The sequence below is a fragment of the Ruegeria sp. BB6 genome (assembly GCF_056539385.1).
On record NZ_JBQFUW010000006.1, the window covers coordinates 213995 to 230557 of the forward strand.

At 51.9% G+C, this 16563-nt stretch carries 19 protein-coding genes and 1 tRNA gene; 14 read left to right on the plus strand and 6 right to left on the minus strand.

Annotated features, from left to right (window positions below):
* Window positions 1-26: 26 nt before the first annotated feature.
* From ACR0B7_RS15235 to ACR0B7_RS15245, 3 genes are all read right to left on the minus strand, one after another.
* On the minus strand, window positions 27-326 hold the full coding sequence (locus ACR0B7_RS15235) for a hypothetical protein (RefSeq protein WP_170481623.1): 300 nt from the start codon (window positions 324-326) through the stop codon (window positions 27-29).
* A complete protein-coding gene (locus tag ACR0B7_RS15240) occupies window positions 314-445 on the minus strand; it encodes a hypothetical protein (RefSeq protein ID WP_480681903.1) in 132 nt (43 codons plus the stop codon). Before ACR0B7_RS15240 ends, ACR0B7_RS15235 begins: the two co-directional genes overlap by 13 nt.
* Before the next feature lie 244 nt (window positions 446-689).
* Window positions 690-989: a hypothetical protein gene (locus ACR0B7_RS15245; protein WP_170486443.1), complete on the minus strand. Its 300-nt coding sequence runs from the start codon at window positions 987-989 to the stop codon at window positions 690-692.
* Between the two features lie 559 nt (window positions 990-1548).
* Between ACR0B7_RS15245 and ACR0B7_RS15250 the strand changes: the two genes are divergently transcribed.
* The 3 genes from ACR0B7_RS15250 to ACR0B7_RS15260 all read left to right on the plus strand — a co-directional run bounded on the left by ACR0B7_RS15250 (window position 1549) and on the right by ACR0B7_RS15260 (window position 4518).
* On the plus strand, window positions 1549-2064 hold the full coding sequence (locus ACR0B7_RS15250) for a DUF805 domain-containing protein (RefSeq protein WP_170486442.1): 516 nt from the start codon (window positions 1549-1551) through the stop codon (window positions 2062-2064).
* A 72-nt stretch (window positions 2065-2136) separates the two neighbouring features.
* Entirely contained in the window at window positions 2137-2907 is a 771-nt protein-coding gene (locus ACR0B7_RS15255) for a hypothetical protein (protein WP_170486441.1), read from the plus strand.
* Between the two features lie 882 nt (window positions 2908-3789).
* Window positions 3790-4518, plus strand: a complete 729-nt coding sequence (locus ACR0B7_RS15260) for an SDR family oxidoreductase (RefSeq protein WP_170486440.1) — start codon at window positions 3790-3792, stop codon at window positions 4516-4518.
* A gap of 48 nt (window positions 4519-4566) precedes the next feature.
* Here ACR0B7_RS15260 and ACR0B7_RS15265 read toward each other — a convergent pair whose 3' ends face one another.
* Window positions 4567-5322 carry an N-acyl homoserine lactonase family protein gene (locus tag ACR0B7_RS15265; protein ID WP_170389738.1) on the minus strand — a complete coding sequence of 252 codons (756 nt, stop codon included), beginning with the start codon at window positions 5320-5322 and terminating at the stop codon, window positions 4567-4569.
* A gap of 41 nt (window positions 5323-5363) precedes the next feature.
* Here ACR0B7_RS15265 and ACR0B7_RS15270 point away from each other — a divergent pair, with 41 nt between their 5' ends.
* From ACR0B7_RS15270 to ACR0B7_RS15280, 3 genes are all read left to right on the plus strand, one after another.
* Window positions 5364-6482, plus strand: a complete 1119-nt coding sequence (locus ACR0B7_RS15270; protein ID WP_170576846.1) for a pyridoxal phosphate-dependent aminotransferase — start codon at window positions 5364-5366, stop codon at window positions 6480-6482.
* Between the two features lie 188 nt (window positions 6483-6670).
* Window positions 6671-7144, plus strand: a complete 474-nt coding sequence (locus tag ACR0B7_RS15275; RefSeq protein ID WP_170418715.1) for a DUF427 domain-containing protein — start codon at window positions 6671-6673, stop codon at window positions 7142-7144.
* 57 nt (window positions 7145-7201) lie between these two features.
* The gene (locus ACR0B7_RS15280; RefSeq protein ID WP_480681907.1) at window positions 7202-8470 is read left to right on the plus strand and encodes an ABC1 kinase family protein; all 1269 of its coding nucleotides are present in this window, start codon (window positions 7202-7204) and stop codon (window positions 8468-8470) included.
* A gap of 174 nt (window positions 8471-8644) precedes the next feature.
* Here ACR0B7_RS15280 and ACR0B7_RS15285 read toward each other — a convergent pair whose 3' ends face one another.
* The gene (locus ACR0B7_RS15285; protein WP_170418709.1) at window positions 8645-9091 is read right to left on the minus strand and encodes a thiol-disulfide oxidoreductase DCC family protein; all 447 of its coding nucleotides are present in this window, start codon (window positions 9089-9091) and stop codon (window positions 8645-8647) included.
* Window positions 9092-9813: 722 nt separating this feature from the next.
* Between ACR0B7_RS15285 and ACR0B7_RS15290 the strand changes: the two genes are divergently transcribed.
* The 7 genes from ACR0B7_RS15290 to ACR0B7_RS15320 all read left to right on the plus strand — a co-directional run bounded on the left by ACR0B7_RS15290 (window position 9814) and on the right by ACR0B7_RS15320 (window position 14817).
* On the plus strand, window positions 9814-9945 hold the full coding sequence (locus tag ACR0B7_RS15290) for a DUF2256 domain-containing protein (protein ID WP_480681943.1): 132 nt from the start codon (window positions 9814-9816) through the stop codon (window positions 9943-9945).
* Window positions 9942-11186 (plus strand): FAD-binding domain-containing protein, encoded by a 1245-nt coding sequence (locus tag ACR0B7_RS15295; protein WP_170486437.1) that lies wholly within the window; start codon window positions 9942-9944, stop codon window positions 11184-11186. The genes ACR0B7_RS15290 and ACR0B7_RS15295 overlap by 4 nt, the downstream gene beginning before the upstream one ends.
* Window positions 11187-11189: 3 nt before the next feature.
* Entirely contained in the window at window positions 11190-12683 is a 1494-nt protein-coding gene (locus ACR0B7_RS15300) for a cryptochrome/photolyase family protein (RefSeq protein WP_170486436.1), read from the plus strand.
* Between the two features lie 228 nt (window positions 12684-12911).
* On the plus strand, window positions 12912-13145 hold the full coding sequence (locus ACR0B7_RS15305; protein ID WP_480681945.1) for a nuclear transport factor 2 family protein: 234 nt from the start codon (window positions 12912-12914) through the stop codon (window positions 13143-13145).
* Window positions 13146-13206: 61 nt separating this feature from the next.
* On the plus strand, window positions 13207-13785 hold the full coding sequence (locus ACR0B7_RS15310) for an aggregation factor core (RefSeq protein WP_480681909.1): 579 nt from the start codon (window positions 13207-13209) through the stop codon (window positions 13783-13785).
* Window positions 13786-13798: 13 nt separating this feature from the next.
* The gene (locus ACR0B7_RS15315; RefSeq protein WP_170389757.1) at window positions 13799-14251 is read left to right on the plus strand and encodes a TspO/MBR family protein; all 453 of its coding nucleotides are present in this window, start codon (window positions 13799-13801) and stop codon (window positions 14249-14251) included.
* A 65-nt stretch (window positions 14252-14316) separates the two neighbouring features.
* Complete coding sequence (locus ACR0B7_RS15320; protein WP_480681912.1) at window positions 14317-14817, plus strand: CIA30 family protein; 501 nt, start codon at window positions 14317-14319, stop codon at window positions 14815-14817.
* Between the two features lie 195 nt (window positions 14818-15012).
* Here the strand turns inward: ACR0B7_RS15320 and ACR0B7_RS15325 are convergent.
* A tRNA-OTHER gene (locus tag ACR0B7_RS15325) sits at window positions 15013-15106 on the minus strand.
* Between the two features lie 465 nt (window positions 15107-15571).
* On the opposite strand from ACR0B7_RS15325, the gene ACR0B7_RS15330 reads away from it, so the two are divergent.
* Window positions 15572-16546: an adenylate/guanylate cyclase domain-containing protein gene (locus tag ACR0B7_RS15330; RefSeq protein ID WP_170571465.1), complete on the plus strand. Its 975-nt coding sequence runs from the start codon at window positions 15572-15574 to the stop codon at window positions 16544-16546.
* Window positions 16547-16563 lie beyond the last annotated feature (17 nt).

A 16563-nucleotide genomic window follows, 5' to 3' on the forward strand; every position in this document is an offset into this window, starting at 1 on the left:
AGTTTTGTTCCGTGCAAATCGGAACCTCACTTGGCTTCTCGTAACTTTGACAGAAATTCATCGCATGCCTGCGCGCTGCCGACGATCTCGTCCGTAGTTTCAATTCCTTGCAGTGACGCCATTTCAGAATTTACGCGGTTGAGGATCTGATCCGCTTGCTCCGCGGTGATAAGGTTCTCAGCTTGTGCTCCTTTCAATGTGGTGCAGACACCGGCGGACAAGCCTGTCGCAACGCCGACACCCACCGCGGCCCCGCCACCCAAGGTCATCGCCCCAACCACGCCGAGGACGAGCCCGATCACAATTCCCAAGATCACTTTTCCCATGTTTTTTCCCCTTTGGTGAGAAAGAGTTCCACCTTCAATTCTGGCGCAAACTGCGTGCCCATCTGCAAATCAAAACCAGCGCTAACAAGTTGAGCACCGGTGCAATCACCGCGAACCATGGCTTGGAGGACTCCGGAACTAAGTCCGCTACAAGTATCCAAGGCAGTCCCAACGGCAAAAGGAACACCCCGGACAAAGGGTCTTTTTCTTGTCCCAACCAGCCAAATGTACCCGTCAAGAACGCAAACAACGCCAACAGGTAAAGGATCGCGAATACGATGGTAGTTATTCTACAAACCAAGTCGAATTCTCCGAAGAGCGAGCCAGTGCTGCGCAGCCGTTATCGGCTACGCAGCAGACTGCTCACAATGCGCCTTCGTCGCCCAGGAACTCGATACCAGCTGTCGCGCCATCACTGTAAGCAATGCAATTCCAAGGAGCACGATCCTCGCCAACGCCGACTGTGACCTGTGTTCCTGCCTCGCTAAACGCGGATGAGAGCACCACGACTTGCGAATTATTCGTCGTGTTAGCTACATCTCGCAAACACGCCTGCTGAGCCGGCGTGAGCTCGGCGGACGCGCTTGATGAACTCGTATCGTCGCAGGCCGCAAGAATTGCGCAACTTGTCGCGCCTGCAATCATCATCATCTTGCTAGACATTTTCTTCTCCCTCTGGTTCCCTTGAAGTTAGTGAAATTGGATGCGCTTGTTTAAAGCTCTCGCGTCTGTGCAGCCAATTGAACATACCTTGATCCTGTGACTACCTTTCCCAAAATTTGCCGCGGGGAGCTTGGTCGGCGGGTCGATATTTCGCTGACTATCGGGGCCGACATTAACATGTGAAGGCCGAATGAAGTCGCTAGCAAATGCTAGAGCAAACTCTGGAAAGAGAGCGAGTACCTTAGGTCTGAGCATCGCGTCCTCCCAGCGCTCAATCATTGTAAAGTGCCTTCCGACCGCTAGTACTCACTCCAGCAGTCGAAAGGGCTCGGCACAGCGAGCAGCAACGACAACAACGGAGGTAAAATAAAGTTGTGTCGAATTCGCATGTTTGAATCTAATTTTTTATAAATCAATATTTTTTCCGCGCGTAAATTTCCCTACGCTCTCGTACGATAGGCCTCTGCGTTCAAAAAAAAAGTAAGTGGGAGCTACGAGTGTGTTCCCCTGAGTGGCGAAGCGATTTGAGGCCGCACAAAAACAATGAAGGGATTGAAAGATGGGATTTGGTGAAGCCGTTAAGACGTGTTTCTCGAAATACTTCCAGTTTTCCGGGCGGGCGATACGTTCAGAGTACTGGTGGTTCTTCTTGTTTGTAGTTCTCGTGAGTGCCGCTTTAGCCGTGCTGGATACAATCATATTCGGGACTGACCCTGAAACAGGGCAAGGATCTCGGGTCCTGTCCTCTGTTTTCCAACTGACTGTTCTCATACCTATGCTGGCCGCCGGCTGGCGGAGGCTGCACGATACAGGACGACCTGGCTGGTATTTGCTGCTACCGATGGCGCTCAGCATTACAACGCTTTTTGTTATGTTGGGTGGGGTAGCGTTCTTTTCGGTATTGGAGCAAGGGACGGAAAACCCAGATGCATTGCGAGGACCTGCGGCAGTTTTGGGTGTGACCGGTATCGTTGTTGTCTCAATCCTTCAGTTCATTCTGTCCATTCTGATGATCTGGTGGCTGACACGACCTTCCCAAGAAGGCGCAAACGAATATGGCGAATCTGTTTCCTGACCTTGTTTTCCGGGAAACAAGCCGGGAACCCTGCTGGGTGAAAGTCCGAACCGCAACACCATGGAGATAGAAATGAGTTTCAAAACGATTTCCATTGGAGCGTTGATGATGGCAATGGCGACCACTGCATCGGCGGAGTGGTCGTTCAGTTCCGGGCCTAATCCCAATGCATTTATTCAAACCGGAAACATGACGCTAGAACTTCAGTGTGACCGTATCCGCTTTGCTCCGGCTGGATACGAGGACAGCCAGGACATTGTGCAGAAGCAAGGGCTTTCCATTCGGTTTTTTAAGAGCGGCACCACCGAAGTTGGGGCTTTTCAGGTTGGCGCAGAAAACGCTGCTTTGCAGATCGTCGACAACTATCCCGTCGAGGCCAGTTTCAACAGTCAGCAGGATTATGATTTTGTACTGGACCAGCTTGCAGCAAATGCATCGGTTAATCTGTCCATGATTGATCAAGACGTCAGCTATGGAATCTTTGACTTGAAGGGTTCCAGCGCGGCAATTCGATCCCTTCGTTCTGCGTGCAACTCGAATGTTAGCCAGGAGGCCTCCTACGAAGCACCCGAAGGCATCGTCTATTGTGGTGGCGGAGCGATAAAACGCGTGATCGAACCCGTAATTTTGGACAACCCGGACGGAGAGTGGGACGCGCGAGTAACGGTTAACGGCGAGACGATCAGAGCCATGACGGCCTACAGTTACTTCGGAAACTCTGAGCCGCCGGCCGGATTTGTCGTTGCCCTGCTTGGGGAAGACAGGTCCGAATTTCTGATTTTTAAAGAAGGCTCGGCAAACTGGATGGAATACGGGGATTACAGGTATGATAAGTGCAATTGATACCTCCTTCCAACCAGCTTCCCAGATAGTGTGTCAGATGAAATGTTTGGCTTCCGGTATTGTGCTTGTTTCGGGTCTAGTATGGACCTCAACAGCTTTTGCGGCTGACGTTTCGCAGCTTCCAACCGGTTTGCGGACAAAGGTTGATCTGGCGGCACAGGCCTGCGCGGAGTTCAACGACGGTCTGTTTAACTTGGATTGGGGTGCGGTTGAGAGGGTCGATCTCGACGGAGATTTACAACGCGACTGGGTTCTGAATGAGTCTGGTTTCGCGTGTTCAAGCGCCGCATCTCTTTATTGCGGAACTGGCGGATGCATGTCGCACTTTTGGGTTAGTGAAGAGGTGCACTCGTTGCTCAACCAAGGCTGGACGGTCGTTGATTTTGGGCGCCAACGTGTTGTCGTCGCAGATATTCATGGATCCAATTGCGACGGAATAAACCCAACGCCTTGCGTCACGGCCAGTGTTTGGGATCGGGACACTAAGACTTGGCGCTCGTCTGCTGGCGATTGGGAGTAAATTACATATGGTGACCCCAGATAAGCCTGAGAGCCCTTACGATTGCACTGTTTCGTGATAAAGGCGCAAAAATCAGTATTCAAATCACCTTAAGAGTCCGTCGATCCCCATATATACCGCAGTAACCGTCCTGTAAGTGAAGGTGCGCATTCACGAAATGAGGACAAGGTCTCTAGTACCGCAGAGCGCCCAAGTGTCGGCAATGCGCAGAAATCGGATTTTGCACAGTCTAGCTTGAGCCCACGACGGACGTGGGTTGAATTCAAGCAGAATTGACTTTCGCCGCTTTCGGATAAAAGGGTTGCGAGTTTTTTTCCTTAATTCGAAGTACCCCAAATTTGGCCAAGGTTGGAGGAGTGACTATGAAAACAGCGGTTGTGACCGGCGCTGCGGGAGGGATGGGTCAGGCCATCTGCCGCCAATTGCAGACAAACGGGTTGCATGTGATTGGTCTGGACCTCAAAGAAGAGCGTCTGAACGAACTGGCATCAGAATTTAGTTCGGACTTCACACCTATTTACGTTGACTTAACTGATCCTTTGGCCGTGGCTCAAACGTTTGAGCGCATTAGGACAGCCCATGGCGGTCTGGATGCTTTGGTAAACAACGCTGGCACCTGCTTCATGTCCGACTTCCCGCACATTCCTCCCGAGGAACTCGAAAAGCAGATGGCAATCAACTTTAACTCTGCGTTCCATTGTTGCCAGCAGGCGGTCCAATTGATGTTGGAACGCGAAGGCATCAAAAAGATCGTAAATATCTCATCGAACGGTGCTTACAATTTCGATGTGTTCGACCCTCCGCACTACCGCGCGTCGAAAGCAGCGATGGATACCCTAACAAAAGACCTCGCCCGTCGATACGCAAAGGATAAAATCTGTATAAATTCTCTGGCACCTGCCATGACTGAGACACCGTTGTTCAATGTCTTGACCGAGGAAGTCTTGAAGAAAGCCGTTAGTGCCATGCCACATGGTCATGCGATGCTACCTGAGCAAATCGCCTCTTGGGTTGGTTTTCTCATTTCACCGGCAGGGGATGTTTCCAGTGGGAATGTGATTATTCTGAACCAAGGGCGCGACGTCAGATAATTCTTTGGTGCGACATCACTTTCCGGAAAAATGGTCCAAGGGGTGGGATCAGCTGTAGACTTCTGGTGCTTTCTTCAGAACGGGCCACTGCTTTGGACAATGCCCGTAGATTACAAATGCATCTCGTTCGGATGCTATACGCATCAATCTGTCTGCGCTGGCAATCGCTGCATCTTCGTCCCAAGACCCCGCAAACTTCTCATCGATTTCAGCTGGTCGAGAAATCGCATCACTTGTCAGTAAAAACGCACCCGAAGGAAGATCTAACATAACGGCGATCTGACCAGGCGCATGACCGGGTGCCATCAAAACGAAGATACCTGGCCCAATCTCTACGTCGTTATCAATAACCAGGTAATCCTGCTCGGGCCATTCCATCGGCCGCATATCGCCCCAATACAATGGGCGAGGTAAGGCTCGCTCGGCAGAGGAGATGAGAATGGGACTGTTTGGAAAGTTGCCCAATGCACCGATATGGTCGATATGGGAGTGCGTACAAATCTGTAATGTAATGTCTGACGGAATAAGCCCGAGTTTTGCCAGCTGTGCGCGTGGCAGATTATCTGGTTCGCACTTCAGGACCTCACCAAACTCATACAATCGATCTTCATTGACTGCGGCGTCGGTATCGGTCGCATATTTTTCAGGAAACCCAGTATCGATGAGTATTGTTTCTTGTAAATCTGTCCGGATCAGAAACCCGCAGATACCTATAATGCGGCCACTGGAATGGACCTTGAACAGCCCGTAGTCCAAAACTGCAAGGTCAATCGGTCGCCCTTTGACAAATCCCTCTGCTTGCACAGACTCTCTCCCTGTTAGACTACAAAGATTTTGAGTAGAGCATGAAAGTCAAGATACACACCCTTTTTCAGTACCTACTGGATACCACCGAAGCGGATCCAGAAGCTTTCGTGGGGTTTTCCTTGTCCGAGTCGCCGCCTTTGGGTGAATTTATGGATGCGCTGGACCCAGCGCTGCCGTTGGATTGGAACCAAAAGAGTTTTCGGGGCCTGCCTGCTTTACGACGACATGTCTTGGACCGCGCCGGCTTGTCTGATGTTTGCAAACCAGACGATGTTTTGATCACCGCAGGTGCTGCGGAAGCCAATTATCTTGCATTCATGCAATTGGTCCAACCAGGCGACGAAGTCGTAACCGAACGCCCGGGCTGGCCACAAGCGGACGTGTTGGCAGAAGCGGTTGGCGCGACGCTCAAAGTTGTCGACCGAGAAGAAAGTGCTGGTTGGTTATTGCCGCTCGACAAAGTTGAGACCGCAGTAACAGAACGCACGCGGCTCATCTTCATAACCAACCCTAACAACCCCACCGGGCAGCTGATGACCCAAGCAGAGCTGGAAAGGCTTGTTCAAATTGCAGATCGAGTCGGCGCTTGGCTGGTTGTTGACGAGGTTTACGCGGGATTGGAGTGGGACGGGTCCCGTGCCCCTTCGATTGCTGGTTTGTATCCAAGGGGTATCACGACGGGCAGCGTTTCCAAGGCACTGGGGCTCCAGGGGCTACGCACCGGCTGGATGATATGCCGTGATTCAGATTTCATTTGGGACGCTATTATTCTGCGGGAAAACTCGAGCGAAATTATGAATATTCTTGGCGAAGTCATCGCCGAAATCGCCTTGAGGTCTGACCGATATAATCAGGCTTTGAAAACTGCACGGGCAGCTGGGATGAAAACGCTGGAACGCCTGGATAGGTTTGTTGCCGATCAGCCCAACCTCGATTGGGTCAAACCTCAGGCTGGATTAATTGGTTTGGCACGGCTCGATGGGATTGATGGCGACGTGTTCGCCAAACGCTTGCTCGCCGATCCCTATCGGACATTTCTACTACCGGGTTCGTCTTACGGGATGCAGAACCACATCCGACTGGGTGTGGGGGGAGGTGCTGCTGCCAACCTCGACCTTGGCCTAGAGCGCATGGGCGAACTATTGGCAAACTGGTAGATTTAGGACACTCATTTCGACGGTTCGGGCTGCAAAGTCGGTCAAATAACGTTGTCCGTCCCAAGCTGACACTAAGCCCAATTTTGATGCAAGTTCACCTGCCATACTCTGAAAGCTCTATCGCTAGAATAACGCTGTCGGCGCGCTAGTTCGAAGATGGAACAACTGATTCATAACCAAGGTTCGAAATGACAGGTTGGACAACTGAAAACGTCCAAGACTATCCGCGACCACCTGCGCTGCGGGCAGTTCCTCATCGAGTGCGGATCGAGCTCGGCGGTCAAACAATCGTGGAAACCGATCAGGCGTTTCAGGTTCTCGAAACCCACCACGCCCCCACGTATTATTTTCCGCCGCAAGACATTGATGCCGTTCTGACAAAGGCCTCGTGTAGATCATTCTGCGAGTGGAAGGGTGTAGCGAGCTACTGGGACGTTCAGAGCGGGGCAGCTGCGGCTACGAACGCTGCGTGGAGTTATGCTGCACCAACCATCAAATTTGAACGGATTAAGGGCTATCTCGCCTTTTACGCCGGACTTATGGACGCTTGTTTTGTTGGTGAGTACCGGGTGATCCCGCAACCCGGGGACTTCTATGGCGGTTGGGTCACCGAAAACTTGAAGGGTCGCATAAAAGGCGCTCCGGGCACGGAATTTTGGTGAGTATTGATGACCGACCCTAAATCCTCACCAACCCCTTTGGCAGTTCCTACAAGCCGTTTGGTCCGTGTTGCCGGTTTAAGCAGCATGACGGCAGGCATTGCGGGGAATATGGCAGCACGCGCCCTAAGAGAGATCGGTCGCGGCGCGCGACCCGATATGCGTGGTTTGTTGATGACACCCGGCAACGTGACACGATTCGCGGATCAACTTGCTCGCATGCGAGGCGCCGCGATGAAGGTGGGTCAGTTGATTTCGATGGATGCAGGTGAGGTCTTGCCGCCTGAACTGGCTGACATCATGGCGCGTTTACGAGATCAGGCGCATTTCATGCCACCGAAACAATTGCGTGACGTCCTGAACCGAGCTTGGGGTGCAGATTGGCGAAAATCCTTCAAAGATTTTAAAGTTAGGCCCATAGCGGCAGCGAGCATTGGGCAAGTACATCGTGCGACATTGAAAGACGGGCGCGACGTGGCGATCAAAGTGCAATATCCCGGTATCGCGCGCAGTATCGACAGCGACGTGGCCAACGTTGCCACTCTGGTTCGAATGTCTGGTTTGCTTCCCAAAAACTTTGATTTGGATCCGTACATCCAAGAAGCGCGCAGTCAACTACATGAAGAAACAGATTATGAACGCGAGGGGCAATTTCTGCGCTGTTTTGCTGACCTATTGCAGGGCGATGAAGCGATTAAAATCCCAGAGTTCTATGCAGATTGGAGCACGCCAGAAGTTCTGACGATGTCCTTTCTGGAAGGTCGCCCTATCGAGGCCGTGAGTGATGCGACAAGCGAGGAACGCAATCGAGTCTCAGAGGTCTTGGTAAATCTCACGCTGCGCGAGGTTTTTGAGTTCGGTATGATGCAGAGCGATCCAAACTTTGCCAACTACCGATACAACCCATCCAATGGAAAAATCGGTCTCTTGGATTTTGGCGCGGCACGCGCACTGCAACCATCTGCAATAGATGGATACGTGGATCTGTTGCGCGCCGGTTTGCTTGAAGACGGCGCGGCGCTTCGAAAGGCTGCCATACAACTGAAGCTTATTGAAGGTGATGGCCCATTTGACGACCGGATCCTCGGAATGATCCGCGGCGTTTTCGAAGCAATTCTATCTGCGAATGAATTTGATTTCTCCGACCGAACGCTTTCCCACCGCCTGAACAAAGAGAGTATGGCCCTGGTCGAGGTCGGCTATATCCCACCCCAGGTGCCAATGGACGTTCTTTACCTTCAGCGAAAGATTGGAGGAATGTTTCTGTTGGCTACTCGATTGAATGCCTCGCTGCCCGTGAAGATGCTGCTTGAAAAGTACGTCATCTGAACTATCCCAATTCACTCAAAACCAACAAGCCGAACAAATACAAACCTGCGTCACTGATCAGCGTGACCAACCCAAGACGAAGTGTGAATACGGCGCGAATGTTGCCAAACGCGGATTCGAGAACGCCTTTGAAGAGCCAATCCAGCCATTAGAAATGCCCATCGTTTAGGTTGATCATGTCGACGAATTTGTCCTGTTAACCGGCTTCGCTCCGAACCAAGAGGCGATCTTCGAAAGCTTCGGTCTTAAGGGCAGGAAAACTTGGTATGCAAGTTCTAGCAGGGACGTTACCCCGGGTAAGCCTGCCAGACGCGCCAGCCAACGCCATTTGGGTAAAGTGCCCCAGAGTTCCGTGAACCCGCGCGCACCGGACACAAGTTCTCCATCTGGTCGGCGCACAGTGAATCGATCCATTGCTTCTTGCCGCGTTAGATTTGCACCAACACGAGCATTGGATTTTGAGACGTCGACAAACCGCAGGCGCTCAGCGCCCTTGCAAGAAGCATAATGCCCCATCTCAACTGAGCAAAGCGGGCATGATCCATCGTAGTACACCGTAGTGTGCGGTTGATCGGCGTCATCGGATGTGAGTGCAAACTCAGCATTGTCCGTTTTGTGCATTTTGTTTGACCTTGCCCATTGGGTTTCGCCGGTACGCCCGTGAGAGTTAGCGCGAAAACCAAAGAAACAATGGGGTAGTCGTGGAACTCAGATGCGCTATGAAGCCGCAACTTGGGATGCCGCAAGTCATAGTTAACGGCAGCTTTGCTTAAATTGCAGGCGTATAGGCAAAATTTTTGCATAGTGCGCGAGGTTTGTAGTTATCTCGCTGTTTGCCGAATAGTACTGAAAAGTTGCCGTCACTGGAGATCGACTAGGACAATCAAACAAGTTCAGTGCTTTCGGGGTGGATGTTCTGGAGTTCGCTGCCATGCCCGCCGACAGAACTTGCTGACGTATAGATCGTCGAGTTTGCCTCGCTATCGTTTTTTAGAAATCAGAAATTCGAACAAAATTAAGTTAGGCTAACCCATTTTTTGATTGGTGTTTTAGGGCCCGGCTCTCGTCAGTGAGTTCGCGGAAACTTCCGACCTTCAAGTGCCGAAGGCAGATGGCGCCTGCGCAAAAGCCACGTTGATAGCGAAATGCGGAGGAGAGTGGAACAAAGATCCATTTTTTGTGGCCATACGTACAATACTCGAAAAAAGAAGGTATCGTGCAGCTCGTTTGGTTCAAACGGGATTTACGGGTAGCCGAAAGATCCAGCGGAATGCTCGCGAAGTCGCGCGGGCGTCTCAAGATCAAAAGCAACTCGACCTGCTTTTGGGGGACCAGTGATGAAAATGCGGAAAAAAGCCGATTTACCCCAAAAAAACTGCCCGGTCCGCCGGCGCCCTTTCACCTGGCGCAAGAAATGGGAAAACGTTTGGGATGAAGTAAAATACTGCTCGAAAAAATGCAGGTCTGCCGCATGACCGAGAAATTTCAAGAACTTGTGGAAGCGAAAGAGACGATCAGTTTCAAACCCACACGTACCGATGGTCTCGAAAGGCTGAAGCAGTTCGTGGGCCGCACTGGTCGGCACTATGGAAGTACGCGGAACTACGATTTTGGGACCGAGCGACGCAGCAATGTATCGGGTTTGTCACCTTGGCTGCGCCACCGTTTGATAACGGAGAAAGAGGTGCTGACAACGGTATTAGCGTCGCATAAATTCAACGCGGCAGAAAAGTTCGTGCAAGAAGTGTTTTGGCGCACTTATTTTAAGGGCTGGCTGGAACAAAGGCCAAGCGTCTGGGCACTGTATAAGCGGGACTTATTGAGCGCTTGTAAGCGACTTGCAAATGACGAGGGCCTAAAGATCCGTTTCAACGATGCAGTAAACGGCAATACAGGCATCGACTGTTTTGATCATTGGGCGCGGGAACTTGCGGCGACTGGCTACCTTCATAATCATGCGCGCATGTGGTTTGCATCAATCTGGATTTTTACACTCCGCTTACCGTGGCAGCTTGGGGCGGATTTCTTTTTACGATATTTGCTGGATGGCGATCCCGCATCGAACACGCTGAGTTGGCGGTGGGTTGGAGGTTTGCACACGAAAGGCAAAAACTACCTCGCGCGCGCTGACAATATTGCCAAATACACCGAAGGACGGTTTCAGCCGAGAGGATTGGTCAGATTTGCAGAACCGCTGACCGAGTCGGTAGATCACCCGCTCATCCCACTTTCAAGCCCTCACTTGCCCATAGACAGCCCTTATCTTTTGCTGTTGACGGAGGATGACCTTTCAGGTGACTGCGTAATGCCGACATCGCCTGCTGCCGCGATTGGACTTTTGGCGACGAATGGTCGGTCCCCAAACCCGATAGGGGGTGCCGTACAGGATTTTGCCAAGGGCGCGATGAGCAGCGCCCTAGAACACCACGGAAAGCTCGCGGAGTCAGCCGACGATTGGTGTGGTCCCCTGATCGAGGCAGCACGAAATGCGGGGGTCACGACCATTGCAACAGCCTATGCGCCTGTCGGTCCCACTCGGTCAAGGCTGGATCATGCGGAGCCTTTGTTGAGAGACGCAGGCCTAGCATTGAACAGGATAATGCGGCCGTACGACGCTATGACATGGCTTCATGCAAGGGCCGGATTCTTCGGCCTTCGAAAGAAGATCCCATCGCTTTTAAGCCAATTGAACCTGGCCACCCAACCAAGGCCATAGCCGTTGTCCACTGCCGCGCTTCTACTTCCCAACCAATTGTTTGCCCAGCACCCCGGTGTGGCCGCCCGACCTGAAATTGTTGTACTTTTCGAAGACCCTCTGTTCTTTGGCGATGCGTATTATCCCGCCACGATGCACAAGCAAAAGCTTTGGCTGCACCGCGCCTCTATGGCGCGCTATCGCAATGGCTTGACCGCCAAGGGCTTTGATGCCGCGATATGGCCGTTTGAGCGGCAGTCGAGCGCATGCCTGAGACTTTTTCAAAGTCTGCGTGATCGCGGCGTCAGCCGAGTTATCATAGCTGATCCAGTAGACTTCATTGCAGAAAGACGTTTGCGGTTGGCGGCTAGCACTACCGAAATCGCGCTCGATATCCAGCCCTCGCCTGGCTTTCTGAATACGCGAGCCGACAATCTAAATTGGTCTGCCGGTCGAAAACGTTGGCTCATGGCGGAGTTCTACAAAAGCCAGCGCCGCCGCTTGAATGTGTTGATGGACAGCGGTCAACCGACCGGGGGACAATGGAGCTTTGACGAAGAAAACCGCAAAAAAGTACCCAAGGCGCTGTTGGGCAGCCTGCCGTGGATCGACTGGCCTGACCATGACGCAGTTGATGAAGCCGCAAAAGCAAGCGTTCTGGCTGATTTTCCAGATGCACTAGGCAGCCTGGAAACGTTGTATTATCCGACATCACATAAAACTGCGTCCGACTGGTTGGCGCAGTTTCTGGAACGGCGGTTCGAACGTTTTGGCGACTATGAAGATGCTATTGTTGAGGGCGAAAACTGGCTATGGCATGCCGTTCTCACGCCTGCATTGAACATTGGATTGTTGACTCCGAAACAAGTTTTAGACGCTGCCTTGGCGCATGCTGATCGCAAGGGCATTCCCTTGAATTCGGTAGAAGGTTTCATCCGCCAGATCACCGGCTGGCGCGAGTTTATGCGCGCGACCTATGAGAACTTTGGTGTGCCGATGCGCACGACAAATCATTGGGGCCATCACCGCCCCATACCCCGCTCTTTCTACAACGGAACCACTGGTATTGATCCGCTGGACGACACGATCAAAAGGGTGCTCAACACCGGGTATTGCCACCACATTGAACGCCTTATGGTACTGGGCGGATTCATGTTTCTGTGTGAGATTGATCCGGACCATGTCTATCGTTGGTTCATGGAAATGTTCGTCGACAGCTACGATTGGGTGATGGTTCCAAATGCCTACGCTATGAGCCAGCATGCCGATGGCGGGTTGATCACCACCAAACCGTACTTTTCCGGTTCAAATTATGTTCGCAAAATGAGCCATTGGGGCAAAGGGCCTTGGTCGGACATATGGGACGGGCTTTACTGGCGCTTTATCCTGAAACACACCGATAGACTTGCTGGCAATCCCCGATGGGCAATGATGTGCCGTACAGCTGAGCGCATGTCGCTAGAGGTCAAAAACAAGCATGTCACGACAGCCGAAGCCTTTTTGCGACGGATGGCATGAGCGTGGGCTTTGTGGCAGCGCATAACTGAGATTGAGGCCATTGGAAGAAATACTGGCATAATGTCAGATCCAGTATCGTAAACCCGAAGTCTCGGTATTCCGAATGATCGAAATCCATGTGGCTGGTCCAGGCGGAAATCATGTTCATATCGACTTCGAGCAAGCCGAGTAAGTAGCCAAACCTATACGCAGCACAACCCACACGTTGGCGACGGTAAGCAAGCCTTTATCGAATATTTTGAGCGCATGGCTGCCGATTACCCGGGGAAGCGAGTAGACATCAAACGCGCGTTTGCTGAAGACGACCACGTTGTTCTGCATTGCCACCAAATCTGGCCCGATGGTCTCGAGTACGCAGGGATAGATATTTTTCGCTTGGATGCTGAAGGTAAGGTTGTCGAACACTGGGATGTTCTTCAGGAAGTTCCAGCAATCAGCGCGAATGACAATGGCATGTTTTAACTTAACCGTTCTGACTGCGGCGCAAGGAACTTTGAAAACTCCCGCCGGCTGAACCACGATAGTGAAAAGGCTTAAGTCTGATCCAAGAAACCCGCCGAAACGTATTCATCAAGAACCTTTTAGAAAGGAGATACATATGCTCCCGAAGAGTATTCTTGCGGCGACTCTCGGACTTTTCACAGCCACCTCGCTTCAAGCCGGCGTTCAAATCCGCTTTATAGAAGGCGCGCCCAAGGACCGTTTTGTTTTGACCAATGTCGGAACGTGCGAAGTAGAAGCCTCGACCCTCAAAATTGACCTGTCCCGATCTGCCGGCCGTCTGGTTTTCGACGTTACCGAAAAAGGCGCGGGTGTGGAGGTTTTTCAACCGCTCGAATTCGTAGAGGGTACTGACGCACTGCGCCGGGTTCCATCGGTTGTGGACGGGCAAGATACAATTGAGCTTGAGATTGCCTCCCTCGCCGCAGGGGACAGGCTAGCTTTTACCATCGATGTAGATGACACCATCGGGCAACGCGAAATCACTGTAACAGGATCGGAGATCGAAGGCGCCACCGTGTCATATTCTGATGCGGAAGAAACCAGTACTGCGACTTTCTCTTCCGAAGCACTTGTCAACGTGACGACCAAGGACTGCTGAAAGCTGTCTCACAATGTCGAATTTGTTCATCCGCATAGCATTTCTTGCGTTGACGTTGGTGGGCGGCATCCTAATCGGGACACTGACCGCACCTGGCGATTGGTATGCGCAGCTTTCCAAACCTGCTTTCAATCCACCAAACTGGATATTTGGTCCGGTCTGGACTGTGCTCTATGTCTTGATCGCCATGGTCGGTTGGCGTCAGTTTGAAACAGACCGAAGCTCGACCACCATGAAGTTGTGGTGGACGCAGTTGGGCTTGAACTTTTTGTGGTCACCGACCTTTTTCGTACTGCAAATGCCGTGGGTGGCCCTTGTGGTCATTTTCGCGTTGCTGATCGTGATCGTCATGTTCATCGCTCAGGTCAGGCACACTGATCGTGTCTCTGCACTCGCCTTCTTGCCTTACTTAGCCTGGGTGGTTTTTGCGACGGCCTTGAACTTGTCTTTTGCGATACTGAACTGAGAAAGAACGATATGCGTGGAAACTTCGTTGGGCTTGTTTCAGGTCTTGTAATTTTCGGATCTACAATGGCAGAGGCTGATGGAAATCTCGCGGAAGACTTCTCGAAGTCTCCGGAGACGCGTTGGGACTTCGTTGCTGACACTGTCATGGGAGGAGTTTCTTCAGGGCAGGTGCAGTTTAGTTCCGACGGTGGTGTTGCATTCGCGCGGTTGACCGGAGCAGTCAGTACAGAAAACAACGGCGGCTTCATCCAGTTCCGACGCAAGTTGCCTGATCGGCCAGATGCAGGTGTATCGGGCGTCAAGCTATTAGTGCGGGGCAATGGCGAACAGTACTTTGTTCACCTCAGGACGCGCGGCACAGTGCTTCCGTGGCAATACTATCAGGCCGAGTTCGCAACATTTGATGAATGGACCGAAGTTTATTTACCTCTGTCGGGCTTCAAGGCTTCAGGCGCCATGTTACGCGCTATTCCCGTTGCTGATGAAATTACCTCGGTTGGAGTTGTAGCCTACGGACGCGATCACGAGGCTCGCGTGGATGTCAGCGAGATTGGTTTCTACTGAGGATCTCACAAAAGAGGTCTGCGATCTGCAAAAGAGTCGTTCCGACACCGTATGAGATCGAAACGTGCCTAGTCTCGCTCGTTGTCTAGAGTTTCACGTATGAGCGTCAAATTGGGCGAGGCTCTCCTCGACCGATTGCTTGATATCGTTGAAATCAATTGTGTTCGTGACGTCATGTCGGACACCTCCTGAGGATGGTAGGAGGCGTCGGAATCGAACCGACTCGTGCACTCTAATCTGGAGCAATTACAAGGATATAAGCCTCGCCCGCATACCAATGCTGCCTCCCACGGATTTCGCGTGGGTTATCGACCTCAGGCCGATATTCGATGGCAGTGGATGCGTGTGAACGTCATGACCGCAGGCTGAACCAGTTCGCATAACCATGTCAAGACAGAGCGTGCTGCACTTCGAAACTCACCGCGTAGTTCTGGGAGCCTTCTAACTTAGCGTGTGTCCGATACACTGATGCATCATATTTTGCGGGTCAGTACAGCGTCGAGTAGCTCTCAGACAGCGAAACGATTCGATACCCTGTGATCCGGACTCGAACTCAGAAACTCCGTCGATAGTTCGCTCTGAACCGGCGCGCGTCTTTTGATCTGCGTCTGATGCGCTCTGTTCTGGAGAAATACAAAAGTCTTGATCTGACCAAACCTCAGCGGCAGCATTGACCTGCATCTTTCGAAAAATGGAGATCCCGGTTGCAAGACCTTGTAAGTCTCATTCCATTTAGCGTTTCGAGTCATTTGTGATGATACGTTCCTCACCTGAACTGCTGGCAGTTTCCAGGCGTTGGTATGAAATACTCAGAACCAAGAAGAATACTGACGAGTTGCGGGATTTTCTGTCGAAAGCAGATGAACTACGGTTCGTTGGGACAGGCGAAGGTGAGTTTTGGAGCGGGCAAGCGGTTCGCGATGGGGTTAGCGGTTTTTTCGCAGAAATTCCGGCGCCCGTCGTTTTTGAAGAAATTGAAGCGGAAGCTTTCGAAAACGGAGAAACGGGATGGTCGTCTTTTGTCCATAAGATTCAGTTTGTCGGCTTTGATGAAGCCGTCTTTTACCGCACCGTCCTGATTTTTGTCTTGGAGGGAGCGGGCTGGAAGATCATCAATCGCCACGCTTCAGTGCCCACTCCAAATATTGAACTCGTGGGTAAAGAGCAGCTGGCCATCCAAAAACTGGTTGATGCTGCGCGTGAAGATGGACCCGAGCTGATCCAAACCGAAGGTTTGGCTTCGGTACTTTTCACTGATGTGGAGGGCAGTACAACCTTGGCGGAGGCGTTGGGCGATCAGCGTTGGTCGGTGCTGATCGAAAACCACTTCCAAGTCTTGGCGGCGATCATTGAAAAGCATCATGGCCAGTTCGTGAAATCCCTTGGAGACGGAACGTTGTCCGTCTTTCCGTCCGCGAAAGAAGCACTAACGGCCGCTATCAAGATTCAGGGGGCCATTGCATCGGCAACCGCGGAGCCATCTTTCGGTGTTCGGATTGGGATTCATACTGGTGATGTCGTGCAATCTCGTGGAGATTTTTTCGGTACTGTGGTCAACAAAGCGTCACGCATTACGACCGTTGGTGCGGCAGGCGAGATACTCGTTTCAGATGCGACTCGTGCCATGGTCGGAGCGCGCACCGATTTCTCATTTTCTGAAATAGAACCCAGACTCCTGAAAGGTCTACGCGGTCACCACGTCTTGTATCGGTTGGAGTGGCAAGATTGAGTTTGCGGCTGCTCTAA